The sequence below is a fragment of the Saprospiraceae bacterium genome (assembly GCA_016712145.1).
GTDB lineage: Bacteria > Bacteroidota > Bacteroidia > Chitinophagales > Saprospiraceae > Vicinibacter.
Genome location: JADJRO010000001.1, coordinates 2,280,139 through 2,299,939 on the forward strand (window position 1 = coordinate 2,280,139; position 19,801 = coordinate 2,299,939).

Genomic DNA, 19,801 nt, shown 5'->3' on the forward strand with positions numbered 1-19,801 from the left:
AAAAGCCAGGGCTGTAATTAATGAAAAGTCGACGAGAGGAACTGTGAAGATAGGGAATTTATTGGAAAGAAGAAAAATTAGTCTTTAGAAAGGAAGTCTGAAGGGAGGAAAGCTAGAATGGCTATGTTTAGGATAATAAATTATATGGAAAAATTCCTCCATGGCATTATTTGGATGGATTCGTTTCTCAATTGCGTTTCTTTACCTCCATAAAGAATGATTGCTCGTTTTGCTCCGCTTATTTTAATGAACCTAGAACTATTTTTAAAATACTCTGATGTGATGGTTTGTCCAGATTTAATTTCAATGGGTATTTGCTCGGTACCATTATCTAAAATCAAATCAATTTCCAATCCAGATTTATCTCTCCAATAATATAGTTGAGAAGGTATGGCTAAATTTGTATAATGTTTTAATAATTCACTAATAACCATGTTTTCAAAAATTGGACCTCTATAAGCATTGATTGCTAATTGATTTGATGAATAAATTTTCAAAAGATAACAGACAAGACTTGTGTCATGAAAATAAAGTTTGGGTCTTTTTATCAGGGTTTTATTAAAGTTAATGTAATGAGGTTTTAATAAGTAAATTATAAAACTGCTCTCTAATATTCCAATCCAGGATTTTATTGTTTTAATATCAACTCCAAGTTCTACAGACAAACTACTGAGATTGAGTTCCTGACCAACTCGGCCTGCCAACAAGCTTAATAATTTTTCAAACGTATGAAGGTCAAAAATATTCTTAATTTGCCGAACATCTTTTTCAATATAGGTACTGATATAATTTGCACACCAATCTGTTGATGGAATATTTTGGTCATAGATTGGTGGATAAAAACCTTTGAGCATTAACTCATCATCTGATGTGGGTATAAATAATGTCCATAATTTAATTCGCTTAAAGAAAAAGGCAAGAGGTTCATGAAAGCTACTCTGCCAGCTAGTGACTGAGAAATATTTTGTTGTAATAAATAATTATTAGAACCTGAAAATACAAATAAACCTTTTTGACTTGAATTGTCCAATAGTTCCTGGAGATAAGAAAACAAATCAGGCACTCTTTGGATTTCATCTAATACTGCACCATTAGAATACGTTTGTAGAAATCGACGAGGGTCTTCTAGTGCAAAGTTTCTAAAATCTGGGTTTTCTAAAGATACGTAGGGTTTATCTTTAAAAAGGTATTTGACCAAAGTCGTTTTTCCTGTTTGGTGTGGGCCTGTCACAGCGACCGACTTGAAACTAGAAGCTAGTTCCAACAGTTTTTTCTCAGCTACTCTGGGTACCATTTTTAAAAAATACAGCTTTTTATGGAATTTAATTCCATAAAAAGCATTTTATTGATAATTGGAAATTTTTATTATTTATATTAACTTGATTATCATAGTTTTAAGTAAATATTAAATAATAATATTGGTTCTTGAAATTACAGAATTAGTTTAAATAATTCAAACTATAAGTAATGTACCAGGCATTTTTTAATAGGTAAGTTGTATTGAAAACAATCAAAACTTACAAATGCGATTTGCCTAGGGCCTAAAATTAAAATCCAAAATAAAACCCGATTTCAGTGGCAGCCCTAAAAGCAATACAGAAAGACTTTTGGAAAATATTTTATTTGCAGATTAAAATCTCATAGAATTGGACATTGTCATCTTGTGAAATTTAAAGCTAGTAGGGGGTGAATAAGTTTGTTCTCTGCGCAATTTCATTATAATTAACTTTTTAGAAATATAACACGTTTCACTCTTCACCTTTCTTTTGCTTTCTAAACATAAACCAAATCCTGAATTTGAAACCACTTTATTAGATCTATTTAAGAAAAAATGAGACCATACTTATCACCTAGTCTATTGGGCTCATTTCTTTATGCTACATTAATGTTTTTAAATGAATCTGTTGGTGAGAATTTATCAGCTGGACTTTAGCTTAGAATTCACCAGATTTTACTAATAATTACCGAAATTAAAGCTTTGTCCATAATGCCTATCAAAGGAAGTATTATTGGGAAACAAATAATTAATTTATGTTTAATTCAGGAACTCCAAATTACGTTATAGCAAATAAGTGGAGGTTTATAGCAATACTTTTAACATTTTTTACATTTAGTCATGCTGCATTTTCTCAAGAAGAATCCATACTTAGTGGAGATACCTTGATTTTAGAACTCAAGGATACCAGTGGTTTTAAAATACAATGGCAGATTCGCGGTGATTCATTTTCCAGCTGGATAAATATTTCAGGGGCAACGATAAATCCATTTGCATTTTCAGTCCCGGATAGTTTAGAAGGATTGGCACAGCTCAGAGCTAAGTTGGTATTTATTCAGGATTCATGTCCACAATTCAGCAATGTTTTCAAATATCGTATTGTGAACAATATTAAGCAGTTACCTTTTGGCAGCTTTCTTAGAGGAGGTTACTTCTATCATGCAACTAAAGATCTTGCTTTAATAGCTTCAACTATTCCCACTAAATTTATGGCTTGGGGCTGTTATGGACAAGAAATAAACGGCAGCGATTTATTAGGGATCGGAGATGGGAAGCAAAATACCTTAGACATTATTGCACAATGTAAGGAAACCAATATAGCTGCTTATTTTTGTGACACTTTAAATTTAAATAATTATTCGGACTGGTATTTGCCATCAAAGGAGGAATTAGAATTGCTTCTAAAAAATATTGGTCATCTCGGCATCGTACCCCCGAATGCATACAATTATTGGTCATCCTCAGAGTTCTCAAAGTCAGAAGCCTGGTATTTCGCACTCTTTGATAGTGTTTCTTACAAACACCCTAAGAGTCATCCATATAATTATGTACACCCTATCAGGCAATTTAACTTAAAAAATGAAAAATCCATTCGAAAGCTTTTCTTTCAACTTTCTTCGACCCCTTACGACATCCATGTTGAACAATCAAAAACTGCACCATCAAATGTTATTGTAAAATTTATTGGAGAGCAAGAATTATCCGATAAATTAGTTTGGGATTTCGGACAAGGCAAGGTATTGTCAGGTAGCGGAGCAGGGCCATATGAAGTTTATTACAATTATGAGGGCTTTAATCAAATCACTGCTGTTTTGAATAGTGGTAACTGTCAAAAAAATCAATTCATTTCCAGATATTTTAAAGTACAGTTGTTCCATGAGCTGAAGCAAAACTTTTTTACAAATTACAAGGGAAATATTAAAATGGCTGATTATGATAAAGATGGTTTTAAGGATATGCTCGTTACGGGCTTCGATTCATCTTCGCTGTATAGATATATGGGTAACGACACTTTTGAACTGGTGAATATCCAACTTCCTCGTTTAAGTTTGTCCTCAGCACTCTGGATTGATTTTAATAACGATGGGTGGAATGATTTTATCTTAAGCGGATACCAAAGCAAGGATTCAACTTGTCGAAGCTTTGTATATAAAAACAATATAGGAAATTTTGAACTTATGAATATTAACATTCCTGGAATCAAAGAAGGATATATTGAAAGTTTTGACCTCGATCAAGATGGGAGTCATGAAATTCTTTTAGGAGGCGAGGGAAATGGAAATACCATAATTTGTAAAATATTTAGTGTATTAAATGAAGAATTCATAGAGTTGCCACATAATTTACCATTACTAAAAAATAGTTCTTGTAATATAGGTGATTACGATAATGATGGGGATGCAGATGTGCTTCTTACTGGACATGATGGAACCAAGCGTAATACTTTGTTGTATCGCAATGACAATGGGAATTTATTTGAAACCGGAATGCATTTTACTAATGTGGACAACGGCTGTGCGAAATTCGGAGATTACGACAATGATGGTTGGCCTGATATTTCAATAACTGGAAATCGCGCGGACATCTCTGTCACTTATCCAGGTGGAATCCTAAGTGTTGATACGAGGCCTGCTGCTACATTGGATATATTTAAAAATCTACAAGGAATTAACTTTGAAAAACAAATCAGTTATAAAAAATGGGTTATTTATGCATACAGCTCAATAGATTGGGGTGATTATGACAATGATGGTGATTTGGACATATTGATTCTTGGAGCTCTCGGAATGCAATGGTCTGTTGGAGGTACTGGTGGAGGGACCCCTTCTGTCATTTATCGTTCAGCTCCAAGAATTATACGCAACGATGGTCAGGATAATTTCAATTCGATTGATGCATATCTCCCTGCTGATTTCTCTGATATAATAACGATTGAAGGATATCAATTGGCAGAAGAAGACCAATTCAAACCGACTTGGGTTCCTAAAAATTGGCAGGGAAAAAACATATCATTTACAGACTACAATAATGATGGAAAACTTGATGTAATTCGGGAAGGACATTACGAACAAGCAAACAAGTTGTATAAAAATTGTAACTTATACGATAATTTACCTCCATCTATTCCCGAATTACTTATTACCAAAACGGGCTGTAATAAAGTTGAATTTTCGTGGAAGGAATCTGCGGATGATCATTCACCGGTAAACACATTATTTTATGAAATTTATGTTGGCAGTAACCCGGGAGCTTCCGATGTGGCATCGATACATAATAGTAACTATATCCAGAATAACTTTTACAACTTAAATAACTTACAACCCGGAACCTACTACTGGAGCGTTAAAGCAGTTGATCAGGCACAGACTGCAAGTGCTTGGGCACCCGAACAATCATTTACTATTTCTGGTAAACCCACCACCCCGGTTGTTAGCCTTATTGGAAATTCGCTCCATTCAAGTGTTCAATCTGGTAACCAATGGCATGATTTAAATGGATCCATCGCTGGGGCTACAGCTCAGGAATATACTCCTATTAGCAATGGAACCTTCTATTCAGTAGTAACTGAAAATGCTTGCTCATCAGACACTTCAAATCAGATTCAATTTATATTCTCTAAAATTATAACTACCAGTGAAAATGAACGATTTAAAATTTCACCAAATCCTTCAAAAGATATATTTCATATTCATACCAATTTTCCATACGAGCTTATCAAGTATCAAGTTATAAATGAGCTTGGAAAATTGATTCAGGAAGGTCAATTTAGCAAAACATTCAATTTAAATTTAACGCAGTTTCCAAGTGGCATCTATTTTCTTAAACTGGATAACACGACCGTAGCAGCGCTATTTAAACTAATTAAATTATAAATAGTTTGGAATTCAAATATTGCATTTAGATTGCAATCAATTTAGCATAAACATTGAAACCTGGTTTTGAATCGATTTTTCATAAACTTGTTGAGTGGGGATTGGTCTTGCTTAGTTTGCTATTAGTAAGCTTGCCTTCATCTTTCGCGCAATCCCCCTATTCCAAAACCTACTCCACCCACGAAGGACTCATACATCCTCAAATCACTACACTCTTTAAGGACACGCGCAATTATTTGTGGATTGGAACTAAGGGTGGTGTTTCAAGATTTAATGGCAAATCGTTTGAAAACTTTGATGTAGCGCAATTGGGAATCTATGGCGATATCCATCAATTCTATGAAGATAGCAGTCACTGTATATGGGCTATCGCTAAAGATGGACTCACCATATACAATGGCGTCGAATGGAAGGCCTATAAATTTGAATCCGCCCTTCATGATGCAGTTTGTTCAGCATTTTACAAGGACAGTTTTTATTTCATTGACAGTTACAGCGAACTAAACATTTTCTCCAATGGTAATTTTAGCAAAAGGAACCTGATAAACCTTTGTGGAAAACCATTGCGCAATATATTTTATGACCCATTTACACATAAATTTTATACTGTATTGGCTAACAGTTTTTCAATTGGAGTTTATGATAAGGATACGGTCAGAATTTTTAAAAATTATCAAGCCGAAGAACTGGGATCCTATCCAGTAATGAGAACTTATTTATACCGTACTTTTAAGGACGGTATTGCTTTGATTTACGATCTAAAAGATAGCCTGATTGCCAAAATACCTGTACTTTTTGAAAAGGGGGAATACATCTATACTCCAAACGAAGGGAGGGAATCTTTATTTTGGAATGCATTAAATGGTTTGAATAACAAAAATTTGAATTTGCATGCCTTTTTTAAAAATGAAAGAGGTAAACCCGATATCACAGCACTCTGCATAGATTCTTATAATTATTGGCTGGGAACGGAACGGGGCTTGATTAAAATTTCAAAGGCAGGATTTTTATTTTATAATAAAGATAGCATTCCGTTTCCTTGGGCGATCATTGAAAATAAAAACCATGAACTAATTGTTGGAGATTTTTTAAATGGACTCTTTTTGATAAAACCGGATGGTTCCATCCAACGAATTAGTTCAAAAGAGCTTTGGTATTTTCATCCATGCATGGACGCAACAGGTAGGGTTTTCCTTTATAGAGAAAATGAAATATACAGCCTTATAGATAATAAGCTTCAGTTAATACCCAAACTATCAAAAGAAAATCCAGATTTCACAGCTTCCCTATTCTTGAGTTGGTCCTCACGAATTAATAAATTATTGGGAGCTCAAAGAGGTGGTTTTTTTATTTATGATCCAACTACGCAGGAACTAGAATTTGTGAAATGGGATCATAAAGATTTTTTAAGTTTTCATACACTTTGTTTATATGAAGACACTGAAGGAATGATTTGGGCAGGATCCAGGAAAGGATTGATCAAGTATGATATTCAGAAAAAAAACTTTCAGTATTTTCCAAATGAAGCGTGTTTGGCTAAAGGAATACTGTCAATATGCAAGGCAAGTGATACCAGTTTCTATATAGGCACCTATAATGGTGTATGGGAATTTGGAATTCGTTCAAATACTTATTCCTTGTCCTTAGAAATTCTAAATACTAACATTATTAGCAGCCTGACTAATTATAAAGACAGTCTTTTATTGATTAGTCACAATAAAGGAATCACAGTTTGGAACCTGAAAGATAAAACACAGTATCGCGAATTCAATTATAACAATGGTTTTCCGGGTATGATGCCAGATCAAAATGCAGCTTATGTTGATTCCCGCTCTAATTATTATGTTGGTGCCTTTGACCGCCTCTGTGTAATACCCGTAACTGATTTATGGCATGATGAAGAAGCATTGCGCATACAGTTTACGAAATTAAACGGCCAATATATAGCCTATCAATCCAACATACTTACTTGTAAAAATGGTAAAGGGATTAGTATTGAATTTGACCTCATCGGCACCAACCGCCCAGTTGATTGCAGATTTCGATACCGCATCCAAAATAAAACAGGCTGGAGTGATTGGTTTCCATACCAGTATTTTATTTTACCTGAACTTGCATCTGGTACCTATAATTTGGAATTGGAAACAAATTGGGATGAACTTCAAAACAATCCTCTTGGTAAAGCCGCTTTATTAAAATTCAAAGTAGAACAACAAATTTGGAAAGAACCCTATTTTCCAATTTTAGTCAGTTGCATACTGGTACTATTCATTTTAGGATTGATCTATGCATTCTATCATTATAAAATGAGTCAGAAAAAAGTACACCTGCTTAAGCAAGAAAGTAAATATCACCAGGCTCGCATGCTGACTGCTCAAATCAATCCCCACTTTATGAGTAATTTCTTAACAAGCATACAAAATTCTGTCAGTTACCAGGATACAGAACGTGCCAATGAAAAATTATTACAGGTTGCCGATTTTTTACGAAAATTTCTTGGCAGTATCAATAGCAATGAACAAGGCGGTCTGATCCGCATCAATGAGGAATTAGAAATAATTCGTATTTTTTTAGAAATGCAAAATGTATTGCACAATGGAAATTTAGATTGGAAAATTCAATTGCCACCAGCGTTTGATGCAACAGAATGGTGTGTACCTCCATTAATTTTACAGCCTTATGTTGAAAATGCGGTCGTCTGGGGTATTGACGGTCGGGAATCGAGAAAAGGAAGAATACGCATTATACTCACCGAGCATCAACACAGCCTGGATGTTATCATTGAAGATGATGGAATTGGAATTGACCAAGCAAAAAGATCGCGCATGCATCGCGAACGAAAACAAGAAGAATCCGGAGCAGAAATAGTAAAGCAGCGGCTGGCCTTATTAAAATCCATGGGTATTGATATCAGCTTGTCAATATCCAGCAATGAAAATGGCACGATGGTACAAATCAGCTATCCTAAAATAAAGTCATGAATTACTACATCGTAGAAGATCAGTGCGATCCCCGGGAATTGATTCAAAAATATATACAGGAGGATTTTCCTCAATTGCATTTAACTGGATTTGCTGAAAATTATACTTCAGCTATAAAACAAATCCCAACAGTTCAACCCAATCTTTTGTTATTGGACATTAATTTAGGAAGTCACGATGGGTTTGAGTTGCTGGACTATTTACATAATCAAGGATTGTATTGTCCGAAACTCATTATATTTATTACTGCCTATGTAGATTCAGACAGAATCCTAAAAGCTTTCGAATACTATCCACTCCGATATATAACCAAGCCCATTGATCGCAAGAAATTGCAAATCAGCATCGATCAGGCAATCCATCAGCAGAATCTCATGCAATCTCAAGTACAAGACAAAATTCCGATTAGAGGTTTTCACAGCAACAAACTACGGGTGCCTAAAATCAAAGGAGAAATCGAGTTGCTTGATTTAGATCAAATTTTATTTTTACAATCTTCACACGAAGGGCAATTAACGAAGATATATTGTACACAACATTCAAATCCCATTGTATCCTCCCGTCATTTAGGGTACTTCAAAGAACTCTTACTGGAGCATCCTCAATTTTTCACGGTGAGTCAAAGTATTTTAGTAAATCTCAATTACTTAAAATCCTATATACATCAAAGTAAAACCCTCATCCTTCACAATTGGCAAGATCCCATATTAGCTTCGCGCAGAGGCGGCGAGGATTTGAAGAGGTGGTTGTGTGGAGGGTGAGAAATGCAATTTGTGATTCAAATATTCTCATCAAAATAGTAGCCGTATTAATTTTCTATCTTTTAATTTACTTAATCAAGGTGATGCTATCATCTAATAAATTGTTTGCTAAATCCAAGTTGGTCAATTTTGCCAATGAGAAATAATTGGGAATGGATCCAGTTAATTCGTTGTGTGCTAAATTTAATAATTTTAATTCAGAAAGCTTTGTAAAGTCAGGAATTGTCCCGCGGATCTTGTTGTAATCAATATTCAATTTGCGCAAATTGGGAAAATTAAAATCGAAAATCACGCCATTTAATTTATTTCTATCCAGATTTATTTCTTCAACACAACCACTTGCATTCAATAAAATTCCTGACCAAGTAGAAATGGGCCTTCCTTGAACCAACCAATTCGTTCGAATATTCCACTGGTTACCATTAAAATTTTGATAAAATTTAACTAACTCTGAACTATCTGAACTGCGATCACAAGCTATTTGAGTTTGACTATAACTACGGAAATTACTTAAAATCAAAAAGCAAATGAGGATTTTTTTTTATATTATAAAAATTAACTACTGGATAGTGAACCTATACAATATTGTCACTTTGAATATAGTACTTTTTATAAAAAAGCAAGTATTTTTCAAAGGGCGAATTAGAACAAAGAATTCAGAATTGTTAATTGGACTAACCGATTAAAGACCATGGACGATAGACAACTATCAACTAACCACTATCAGCTATCAACTCCCCTTCATTCCAACAAAACAAATCCAGCCCATTGATAGGGATTTACAAATCGTTGCCTGAATTCCAATTGTGTTTTTTTAAATGCATTTCGAATGCTGGAGGTATCGGAAATCCAATTTTTATAAAAGCTCAACATAAAGTCTTTGGTTTCACGATCTGGAACCTGCCATAAACTCATGATCATTTGTCCTGCACCTGCCAGTTTAAAAGCCCTTTGAAGGCCATATACCCCTTCAATATCTTTCAGATCACCTAAAGCTGTTTCACAAGCTGAAAGCACAACCAATTCTGTTTGGGATAGATCAAGATGACTAATTTCATAAGCACTTAATAGTCCGTCTTCCGTCTTGGTATCGTTTTGGATTGACTGAAAACTATTGGCACCAGATAAGACCAGCCCACTATTCATCATACCGGATCCATAAAAATTTGAAGACGGAGTCTGGTTTTTTGAAGTATTGAAATAACCATGCGTTGCAAAGTGTAGAATTCTCCAGTTTTTCTTGGACTCCAAACTATCAAAAATTCCTTTTTCTGTAGCGATGGTATTTTGTAAAGAAGCAACCTTAAATCCATTGGATTGTAATAATTTAGAAACATCAACACCTTCTTTTTCAGCCCATGGCAAGGCAGTCCAAGTTTTTGTTTGAGTACCTGCTGTGGAGGGATTTGAATTCCTGCTTGCAAATGTTTCTGTTGATTCAATATCATAATCCACCCCGCTAACTACCAAACAATTTTTATTTGAGTATGCTAGAATTTGAACATCTGTTGGGACAATTTGTCTTGTGCTACTCATTAATATAATTTCAAAGCTATCTGAAACTACAGCTTCTAAAGAAATGGGTAGGGCGGCAATGTTTAGCCGGTTTAGCAAGCCATCGGGTACCAGATAAATTCTTTGAATCTCTTTCAAATGCTCGCGTATAGGTGTCCAGATCAATTCTGTAAGTGAAGGTTTTTTCTCTCCTAATGCCATAGCACCACGACTGGAAAAATTGTAAATACTACTTACATAATCGGCTGTTCGATTGGTATTGGATTTTAATAAATTTTCAAATTCGGATTCATAACACAGGCTAATGAATTGGGGTGCGTCAGCATATTTTGTTACTAAGAGCACTCCGTAAAACACAGTGTCCTGAGATAATCCAACTGGGAATGAAATAAACTCCACTGCTGCTTCTCCTTCGCTCAAAGCAAATTGAATGTCTTCCCAAGAATATTCCATAGACTCCTCTGAAAAAGATCCAATGGTATGTGAAATTTGGCTTTCCATTTCAGAAATCTTTCGCTCTAATTCTGTAGTATTAGCCCGTTCACCTATGGCTTTATTTAATTCAAACTCCAATTGTCGATGCAAGGAAATTACTTCATCGCGAGAATTGGCAACGAAACGGGCTTTATCCATTCCTATGCGTATGCGCTGCAAATTACTAAGGATAAATCCTCTATAATATAAACTAATATTATATGCAAGTTTAGCAAGGTTTTTGTCTTGAGGGTTTGCTAACTGAAAGCTATAAATTTCATAAATAAATGATTTGTACTCTTTAATTTTTTCATCCAATTCCAGTTCTGATAAAAATCGAGTAGCTCGTTTTAAAAAATTTCGGGGTATTTTTTCAATAGTTTGAAAAAGCGCAATGGCTTGTTCCTTATTTCCAGTTTTTCGCAAAAATTTTGCATATTCAAATTGAGAATGAAAATATTCAATGTGATCTTTTCCTAAGGTTTTTTGTATTATTCGGATAGCTTCTTCGTAATTTAATTTAGCCTGATCGTGCTTCAGTTGTTTTGATTGAATGGTTGCCATTGAGATCAATATCCCTGCATAAATAGGATGATTTTTGCCATAGATACTTGCAGTAAGCGGGACCGCTTTTTCAATATATTGAAATGCTATTTCTGATTTTCCTTGATCAAGGTACAACTTGCCAAGATTACTAAGATTAATTGCATACTCAGCGGACTTAATAGTGCCAACAAGCTCTCTTCTTTTTAAGGCATCTAAATACAATCGCTCTGCATTTTTTATATCTCCTGTTTTTTCAGTCAGAATACTAAGGTTGTCAAGAAATTTTAAATATTCTGTTGATTTGGTATCTTTTAAACTGTCATAAATTGCAATGCCTTGCAGAATTGTACTTTTTGCTTTTTCATATCTTCCCAAACTTGCCTGAAAATTTGCTAGATTGTAGAGCGTCTTTGCATAATCTTTACTAAAAGCACCGCTTATTTTTTCTTTTATCCTAAGTGAAATAGTGTACAATCCATCTGCTTGATCAAATCGGTTTAACTTACAATAAACATCCGCAAGGTTATTAATGATGCGGGCATATTGAATATTGCCACCGCCAGTCTTCCGCTGGTTTATTTGTCTTGCTTCCTGAAAAACTTTTTCAGCGTCGCTGTAACGTGCTTGGCTGGCATATATAAGACCAAGTGTATTGAACGTAGAGATATATAAACTATCCTCTTTGCTGTATAGCTTTTTATATAAATCCCGTGCTTCAAGAATATGGACCGTTGCACTTAAATAATCAGCTAGTTGATAAAACGAACGACCCATATGATCGTGGATCTGACCGAGAAGAGTATCATTCTGAATTTGTTGTGTAAGCGCTTTTTGATAATCTTTGATGGCGGCTTCATAATCTTTTAAAGATGCATGGCATTGAATCATCAAACTATATATCATAAGGCTATCTTCTTGATAAAAGCTAGTTGAATTTTTAACCAATGTAGTTAATGTTTTATAAGCTTTTACAGGATTGTTTTGATCTAATAGGCTTTTAACAAGAGTAAGCTCAGCTTTAACAGCTATAGAACTACTTTGACTGAAAAGAGAAAAAGTATAAAAAAATAGACAAAATAAGTATGTAAATTTCATTCAAGAACCTTAGAATGCAATAACAAATAAATTCGCTACAATTGTATAAGTAAAAATTAGAATTAGTAAATAATAATTGCAGGACAATTAGTCAGATTTCAAAATTTTAGTAACAAATCTTGATTTATTATTACTTATCTCCATAATATACATTCCATTTCTCAAATCACCAAAATCTATAACAACATTTCCACAGCTGATTTCTTTAAAATTTAAAACGTTAATTCCAAATAAATCAAATACATTAATACTTACAAGGCCCCAAAGTTCAGGAATATTGCAAATTAAATTTTTGCTAACTGGATTAGGGGCACATTTTATTTCTATTTTTAAACCTTCATTTGCTGAACTTGTCGAAGTAATACTTTTTAAACAATGCCATAAAGTATCAAACTCAATTAAATCGATTTCCTTTACTGGCAATATCCCAATTTTAATATATTTAAAACTATCAATTTTAGTAATCGTTTCAATAATTTCACCATTTGTGGTGTATAAATTTACCCAAGTAATTTTTTGCTCCAAAAATTTGCATCCACCACTAATAAAAATGAAAGGTACATTTCTGACTTCACATAAACCAATTTCTAAATTCTCTAAGCTTGAACATTCCCAAAATGAACTATCACAATTCACGTCGTCTCTAAACTTCATCAGCCATGGCAAATTAAGAATTAAAGAATCATCTGCTTGGTCCAACCAAAATTGATCACTGCACTTCATTTGAAATGCATTCAATTGATTTGAGTCGTTAAACAAAATGTAATTAATACTACATAATACTGAAAAAACTGGAGGAATAGTTGATTCAAAAAAGTTACCATTGACATTGAAACTATCTAAATTGTATAATTTTACAAGATCCATAGGAAGGCTTCCAATAAACCTGTTATTATTTAAAAAAACTGACTTTAATTCACAAAGGTCACCTAAATCTGGTGGAACCGATCCATTTAATAAATTATTAGATAAATCTAATAATTTTAAATTTCTTAATTGATTGATTGAATTTGAGATAGAACCAGATAACAAGTTCCCAGATAGTTCTAATTTCTCAAGGTCAAGTATTTCAAAAAGACTATCTGGTAAAACACCCACAAGATTATTATTATTTAATTGTATTGCACTAACGCAACCACCTGGATTAAGACTAATGCCATACCATTGTGAAACAGGAGTCAAAAGATTCCATTTGTTTATCCAATTGGGACCATTCGTACTATGATATAAAGAAATTAAATATATAGAATCGTAATTTGCACAAGGCGCCAAAGGTTTACCTTTACATTCACAGTTTTGAGTAATGGTGTCATTCAAAGTATTTGTAATTCCATCATTACAAGGTGCTCCTACTTGCTGTTCTCCCCCACAAAAAATGAATTTCCAATTCGTCCATGTACCTCCACTATATGGCAATTTTGGATTGTTAAAATTTCCATTCCAGCATACATTACATAACGATCTTAACGAGTCATTGAAACAACCTGACAAATCATTATTCTCTAACCAAAGTATCTGCAGTGGAATATTTCCAAGCGACCCTGGTATGGTTCCTGTTAAATTGTTATTCTTAAGGTTTAATTGATATAAATTAGGAAGGGTACCTATTTCATAAGGAATCCTTCCACTAAATTGATTGAAACCAAAGTTAAGAACTAATAAATTTTTCAATTTTCCTATATCAGGAGAAAGTATTCCAGTTAATTTATTGTATTCTAGATTAAGTTGTGATAACTCACTAAGAAAATATATAGAATCATTTAATGTTCCAATTAAATTGTTACCCTTTCTATTGCCTTGTGCGCCGCAATCAAAAATACCATCCATATCAATACATGTAACACATCCGTTTGAGTTCAATTTGATACCCCACCAATTGTCCATAGACTCATTCAGGTTCCATTTCTTAAACCAATCTAAACCTCCTGCAGAATTATGGAATGCAACAAGGCACAATGAATCCTTTAATCTATTGCATTGGCAGTTAACTGTGGTCGGTTGCAAGAATAAAATAAACAAAATACAAATTACTATCCTGTTAAATATATTTTCACACATATTTTTACTAATTATAAATTTATTATTCAAATACTTATATAGTAATAACATAGAATTATAAAGACTATAAAATGTCATAAAGTAACATTTCAAATTTTTAAGTATGTATAGTCCATAAAGTTCAAATTTTCAAAATGAAACAATTCAGTAATAAAAGTTAATCAAAATGATTTAAAATTTCTTTCGTCATATTTATTGAAGTAACGAAGTAGAGATTAACAAAGTAATTTTTTTGAGTGATTAAATACGATACTGTCTCTGTAAAAAATGCAAATAATAAGAATGTAAGTTTACACTGCATAGCAGTTCGCCTTTTTTGCACCTGCGCACACTCCGTTAGAAGCCCACACTTTGATAATCGAACAAACCCTTCAAAAAAAATATTTCCTTTACTCTTTATATTATACGGATCACCGCACTTTTGCCATGAAGCTGAATCATTTAAAGTTCGAACACGCTTTGTCCGAGCATGCATCGCGGCCTGGTCTTGCGTGTTAGTTCGCAGCATTTTCAATTTCTACTAATTAACTTTTGTCAAAACCATAAGAAGTCCGTCACTGTCCTCAAGAATTCTTTGCTTGTTGTAATAGAAAACACGGAAGGAGTATTGCCTGTTGTTCAAGGCGAAAGTGAAAGCATGAGTGTCTTTATTCCTGGTGTATGGAACAGTTGTAATTGCTCCGTTATGATTTAAGGTTAATGAGTCAGCACCAAAATTCATTTCAATATCTTTGTTTGATACGTTGCTTTTATTGTTTGGGTCAACCACCCAAGGACATAGTTCGCAACTACGAATAAGTGAATGATTTAATACTTCCATAATGCACTCAGCATTCCATTTACCTTTCAAATACATTTCTGAAATAGGTCCTTCATCTTGTCCGTGAACAAACGTCAATATAAAGACAGTCATTATCACTGAAGCGATTAACTTAAAGTTATTCATTTTAGTTATGATTTAAATTTGTCATATAATTTAATAAATTCAGATATCACTTTATTTCACAATTTTAATTTTATACACATCAATATCTATTATACGATTGGAACATTATAAACGAAGAACTTTGCCCTCAGGAGGAATAAGAAAAAATGAAAAGATCTATAGTAATTTCAATATATTTCATATCTATTAAGATTAAATCTGTCCTATACTGCAGGTCATTAATATTTAAACCTAGAAGGTTCTCAAATTGTGAAGCTAAACAAAATTATACCTCTGGGTCAAAGAAGGTTTTGTTTCGCAAAATTCGGAGAATAATTTAAAAATTTGGAGAACAATACCCCCTACATTCAATAGTAATACAAAAAATCCAGGTCTAATCTAAATTCAAACTATCAATTAATATAAGGTTCGTTTTAGCATATTTCACTTAAATTTTCAACGCCGTTTAATTCGTTCACCGTTCAAAATAATGTAAATTCTAAAAATATGGGTAATTAATTGTGGAATTTATAAAATCATTCTACTATTTATCCATTTTTTATTAAAAGGCGCCGAATTATATAATACATCTATAGATTTATCATATATCTAGCTGCTGCAATTAATTTTAAATCAAAATTTAAAATATGATTCTCTATAAGTATCTATTTATTGTTTGCCTCTCGATGGGTCAAATACCATCGAATTCATTATTTGTTACGAATTTACATTCGTTTCTATCGAATTCAATTAATGAGAATACAAGAATTGATAAAATTACAGGCAATCATGTTGCTAAACAAACTTCTTATAATCCCGTTTTATTTGAAGGATACATAATTGGGGATACAGAGAAGGAAAATTTATTAACGCTAGAAGGAAGTGGCTTTGGAATAGAAGGTACAGGTGCTACAAAAGGCACATTAAATATTGTTTGCAAAGACATCCAAATAAACAAAATAATCTCCTGGACAAATACCAAAATCATTTTCACAATTAGAGTTGGATATAATGCACAACCAAGAAAAGCGATAATTAACCTTAAAACTTCAGGTATTAACGGCCAAAATGTTTCACATGACTTTAAAATTGCTCCATCTGTTGGCACCCACCAATTTGGAGAATGCACTTGGTGGGTAGCAAAACGTAGAAAAGAATTTGGAAAGACAATACCTACTCCAATTTTCACAGATTCAAAGTACAAAAATATTAATGAATTTTATGAACCTATGAAACATGACATTTGGAAATTTTCAGACTCTCAACTTGCCTTTATAGAAAAAATTAATGTAAAACAATTAGGCAATAGTAAACGCCCTATACTTAAATATGAAATAGATTTATCTGAATCAAATCCTGACAAAAATGGTCAAACAGATGTTTGGTCAAAAGCTTTCATTGAAATAGAGCATATTTCGCAAAATAAAAGAATCATAAAAACAGGCTATTTCGGGAAATCTACAAATGATATGAAAGCTACCCATTTTTTTCGTTAACTTTTCTACTGATAAATCATTTGATAAAATATTATAAAAACAAAACCTATTTATAATAAAATTCAAACTTATTATTTATTAAAGCATTAATTCATAGTAAATAAAATATTTTTCCCTTTAGTTTCAAAATCTAGATTTTAATTTGGGATATGTTTTATGTTAAATTAAACGTATCCTTTCAACTAAATACTGCATTAAATCTATAATCAAGTCTTATAAGACACATGCTAATATTGTTATATATCAACACCATTTAGATCTTTTAATTATACGTCTTAACCAAGTGAGATTTGACAATAACATAATCATCAACAATATGCGCCAAATTATTTAATAATAACCCAAATTTTCGGTGTTGTATGTTTGATCGAAATGTAAATCATAATTTTAAGAATTAATTGCTTAAAATATTTTATTATGAGCTTTATTAATTGTTTGTTTATTTTATTATTCATTGAATCAAATAGTCCAAATAAAGTGCTAGCACCTCCAAAAATAACTAGTATTTCAGGTACTATATTGGGTTACCCAACTTCATACGATAATAACAAATTTTTGGGGTATATAATTGGAGATACCGAATCGTCTGTAAAAAGTCAATTGAAAATTAAAGGATCTGGTTTTGGAAATAGCAAAGGGGCAGTTCAAATTACTGGTGTCAATTCATATTCAATTACTAATATTGAAAGTTGGTCAGATGCAATTATTGTTGTAACTTTCAAAGCAAATTTCAATAGTGAACCTACAGAAAAAGCAATTATTTCAGTAAAACCAGCTGGAAATAATTCAACTTCAGTTAGTTTCAATATTGGGAAATTAGTTCCAGCAATCGCTTCCCGTCAATATGGTGAATGTACATGGTGGGCATCTAAGAGGAGAAAGGAGAACGGAAAATCAATTCCAAAGAAAGGTTTTGCTTATGCAGATTCAAACTGGAAACCAATAATTAACACATCATATTTTCCCAAAAAGATGGATCTTTGGTGTTGGACCACAAAAGAACACCAAGCCTATGTTGAAAAAATTGATTCGAGCGTTATGTGTGTTACCAAGAATCCATATAAAGAAAAAGTAATATATAGCATTTCTGTATCTGAATCAAACGCTGATAGAAAAGGCACTATTAATGTATGGTCTTTTCCGAAAGTCGAATACGACATAATATATAAAGATTCAACTAAGAAAGAAATTATTACACGAGAACGAAAATCTGGAAAATATGAATCATCTATTTCAAAGTATGGCGATGCTTCACATTATTTTAGATAGTGGGAATAATAGGAACCGATTAGTGCCATTAATTGGGATACAAAGGGGAATGTTGTTAAAATCAAAGTTATCGACTCAAATAGGAATACAGCATTTAAAAACCCTCCAGGAGATATTCCCTGGGAAAGACGCATGCGAGAACATGAAGAGAATTACAATTTTGGGGATAGATATGAAAGATTTTAATTATTCTTATTTGTACATATTCTATTTACATACTTTGATGATTACCTATTATACACAACAACCAAGCTTTGCTTGACAATCATTTTTTTCATGAAACAAGCCGGCCTAATTAACCGGCTTTTGTTTTTAAATATATTCCAGAATAGGCATCTCCCGAGGTCTTATTTTCCTAAACATTGGCCAAATCCCATTCCCCCAATCCTCCAAAATATATTCAAAAAAATCCTAATAGATCCTTATTTTTGCCCCTTAATCACAAACCTTCAAATTATGAAATCTTCTATCCTTTATTTTGTATTATTTTCATTAGGGCTTTGCTTGGTTTCTTGTAAATCTGAGAAAAAAGCAGATGCGGCTCCTGCTACGGAAACTACTGCTCCTGCTCAAGATCCAAATGCCGGTGCGGCTCCTGCTACGCAAGATGCTTCTGGTGGAACTACCATTACCCCTCCAGCTCCAACCACTGCTCCTGAACCAGCTCAAAATGCAGCAGGTGTTTGGCATTTTACCTGCAGCAAAGGTTGCCCAGGTGGTGCCGGTGCTCAGGCAATTGTGCTAAATGTGGCAATCCACTTACCCACAACCCAGCTTATCACACGAAATAAGCAGCTAAATACGGCTTATTGGCTCTAAAGCCGATTGGCTGTATAGTATTTGTAAAGCATAAAAAAAGTCAGTTCATTTTTGAACTGACTTTTTTATTATTAATGTCCTAACAAATGATTGCAGCAAGACACACTTAATAAATACACTGAGCAAACAGGAATTTCCGCCTCACCTTCACAACTACTACCGAAAATTAGAATCCAAGGTTTAATTCCTCTATTCGTAATTCGTCCCGCGAGTACGCGGGATGTCCACTACGTTCCCATAATCCGTAATTCGTAATTGATTAATGCTTTCCCCACAGTTCAACGACCGCTTTGGTTTGGCGTGCATTTTTTGTATCGTACCAAAATACGATTTTGGTAATCACCCTCCGGTTGCCTGCTAAATCAATCACCCGGCTTTCTTGGCCAGCTTTGAAATTATTTTTTAATTCTACATCTTGGGTGGTGCCGTCACCAAAATGGATGACCATTTTATGCATGTTTAAAGCAGAATTAGTAACTCGGATTTTTAATCCGGTAAAAAATCCTTCTTTGGCTATCACCAAAATTTCATCTCGGTCCATACCAAATTTTACGGTGCGACTTCCCAATTGTTCCCAACGACCTTGAAGGGCTTCTGGACAATTTGTGTTAGCAGCATAGATGAAAGTCAGTGACAACATCAAGAATAGTGGGATTTGAATGGCTTTTAATAGATTTTTCATGTTAGATTTATTTTGTTGATACTAAATTAAGA

Annotated in this window: 11 protein-coding genes and 1 pseudogene; 6 read left to right on the plus strand and 6 right to left on the minus strand. The window is 33.4% G+C overall.

Annotation, left to right across the window (positions count from 1 at the left end; translation table 11 throughout):
• Positions 1-140: 140 nt before the first annotated feature.
• A pseudogene (locus tag IPK91_09485) lies at positions 141-1,294 on the minus strand (ATP-binding protein).
• A gap of 737 nt (positions 1,295-2,031) precedes the next feature.
• Here IPK91_09485 and IPK91_09490 point away from each other — a divergent pair.
• The 3 genes from IPK91_09490 to IPK91_09500 are packed head-to-tail and all read left to right on the plus strand — an operon-like array spanning position 2,032 to position 8,890.
• Positions 2,032-5,148, plus strand: coding sequence for a VCBS repeat-containing protein (locus tag IPK91_09490; GenBank protein ID MBK8297490.1), 3,117 nt, complete (start codon positions 2,032-2,034; stop codon positions 5,146-5,148).
• Positions 5,149-5,201: 53 nt separating this feature from the next.
• On the plus strand, positions 5,202-8,129 hold the full coding sequence (locus tag IPK91_09495) for a histidine kinase (protein MBK8297491.1): 2,928 nt from the start codon (positions 5,202-5,204) through the stop codon (positions 8,127-8,129).
• The gene (locus IPK91_09500; protein ID MBK8297492.1) at positions 8,126-8,890 is read left to right on the plus strand and encodes a response regulator transcription factor; all 765 of its coding nucleotides are present in this window, start codon (positions 8,126-8,128) and stop codon (positions 8,888-8,890) included. Before IPK91_09495 ends, IPK91_09500 begins: the two co-directional genes overlap by 4 nt.
• Positions 8,891-8,957: 67 nt before the next feature.
• Here the strand turns inward: IPK91_09500 and IPK91_09505 are convergent, their stop codons facing one another.
• From IPK91_09505 to IPK91_09520, 4 genes are all read right to left on the minus strand, one after another.
• On the minus strand, positions 8,958-9,410 hold the full coding sequence (locus IPK91_09505) for a hypothetical protein (protein MBK8297493.1): 453 nt from the start codon (positions 9,408-9,410) through the stop codon (positions 8,958-8,960).
• Between the two features lie 221 nt (positions 9,411-9,631).
• On the minus strand, positions 9,632-12,520 hold the full coding sequence (locus IPK91_09510; GenBank protein ID MBK8297494.1) for a CHAT domain-containing protein: 2,889 nt from the start codon (positions 12,518-12,520) through the stop codon (positions 9,632-9,634).
• Between the two features lie 87 nt (positions 12,521-12,607).
• Complete coding sequence (locus tag IPK91_09515) at positions 12,608-14,476, minus strand: T9SS type A sorting domain-containing protein (GenBank protein MBK8297495.1); 1,869 nt, start codon at positions 14,474-14,476, stop codon at positions 12,608-12,610.
• Positions 14,477-15,098: 622 nt separating this feature from the next.
• The gene (locus tag IPK91_09520; GenBank protein ID MBK8297496.1) at positions 15,099-15,524 is read right to left on the minus strand and encodes a hypothetical protein; all 426 of its coding nucleotides are present in this window, start codon (positions 15,522-15,524) and stop codon (positions 15,099-15,101) included.
• A 665-nt stretch (positions 15,525-16,189) separates the two neighbouring features.
• Between IPK91_09520 and IPK91_09525 the strand changes: the two genes are divergently transcribed.
• The 3 genes from IPK91_09525 to IPK91_09535 all read left to right on the plus strand — a co-directional run bounded on the left by IPK91_09525 (position 16,190) and on the right by IPK91_09535 (position 19,087).
• On the plus strand, positions 16,190-16,999 hold the full coding sequence (locus IPK91_09525) for a hypothetical protein (GenBank protein ID MBK8297497.1): 810 nt from the start codon (positions 16,190-16,192) through the stop codon (positions 16,997-16,999).
• A 417-nt stretch (positions 17,000-17,416) separates the two neighbouring features.
• Positions 17,417-18,268 (plus strand): hypothetical protein, encoded by an 852-nt coding sequence (locus tag IPK91_09530; GenBank protein ID MBK8297498.1) that lies wholly within the window; start codon positions 17,417-17,419, stop codon positions 18,266-18,268.
• A 456-nt stretch (positions 18,269-18,724) separates the two neighbouring features.
• Positions 18,725-19,087, plus strand: coding sequence for a hypothetical protein (locus IPK91_09535; protein ID MBK8297499.1), 363 nt, complete (start codon positions 18,725-18,727; stop codon positions 19,085-19,087).
• Between the two features lie 259 nt (positions 19,088-19,346).
• On the opposite strand, the gene IPK91_09540 is transcribed toward IPK91_09535, so the two are convergent.
• Entirely contained in the window at positions 19,347-19,769 is a 423-nt protein-coding gene (locus IPK91_09540; GenBank protein MBK8297500.1) for a hypothetical protein, read from the minus strand.
• Positions 19,770-19,801: the final 32 nt, after the last annotated feature.

What these genes read in the sequence shown, in the direction of transcription:
- IPK91_09490 (MBK8297490.1), top strand. Translation starts at nt 2,032, where the DNA reads ATGTTTAATTCAGGAACTCCAAATTACGTTATAGCAAATAAGTGGAGG.
- IPK91_09500 (MBK8297492.1), top strand. Translation starts at nt 8,126, where the DNA reads ATGAATTACTACATCGTAGAAGATCAGTGCGATCCCCGGGAATTGATT.
- IPK91_09510 (MBK8297494.1), bottom strand. Translation starts at nt 12,520, where the DNA reads ATGAAATTTACATACTTATTTTGTCTATTTTTTTATACTTTTTCTCTT.
- IPK91_09520 (MBK8297496.1), bottom strand. Translation starts at nt 15,524, where the DNA reads ATGAATAACTTTAAGTTAATCGCTTCAGTGATAATGACTGTCTTTATA.
- IPK91_09525 (MBK8297497.1), top strand. Translation starts at nt 16,190, where the DNA reads ATGGGTCAAATACCATCGAATTCATTATTTGTTACGAATTTACATTCG.
- IPK91_09530 (MBK8297498.1), top strand. Translation starts at nt 17,417, where the DNA reads ATGAGCTTTATTAATTGTTTGTTTATTTTATTATTCATTGAATCAAAT.
- IPK91_09535 (MBK8297499.1), top strand. Translation starts at nt 18,725, where the DNA reads ATGAAATCTTCTATCCTTTATTTTGTATTATTTTCATTAGGGCTTTGC.
- IPK91_09540 (MBK8297500.1), bottom strand. Translation starts at nt 19,769, where the DNA reads ATGAAAAATCTATTAAAAGCCATTCAAATCCCACTATTCTTGATGTTG.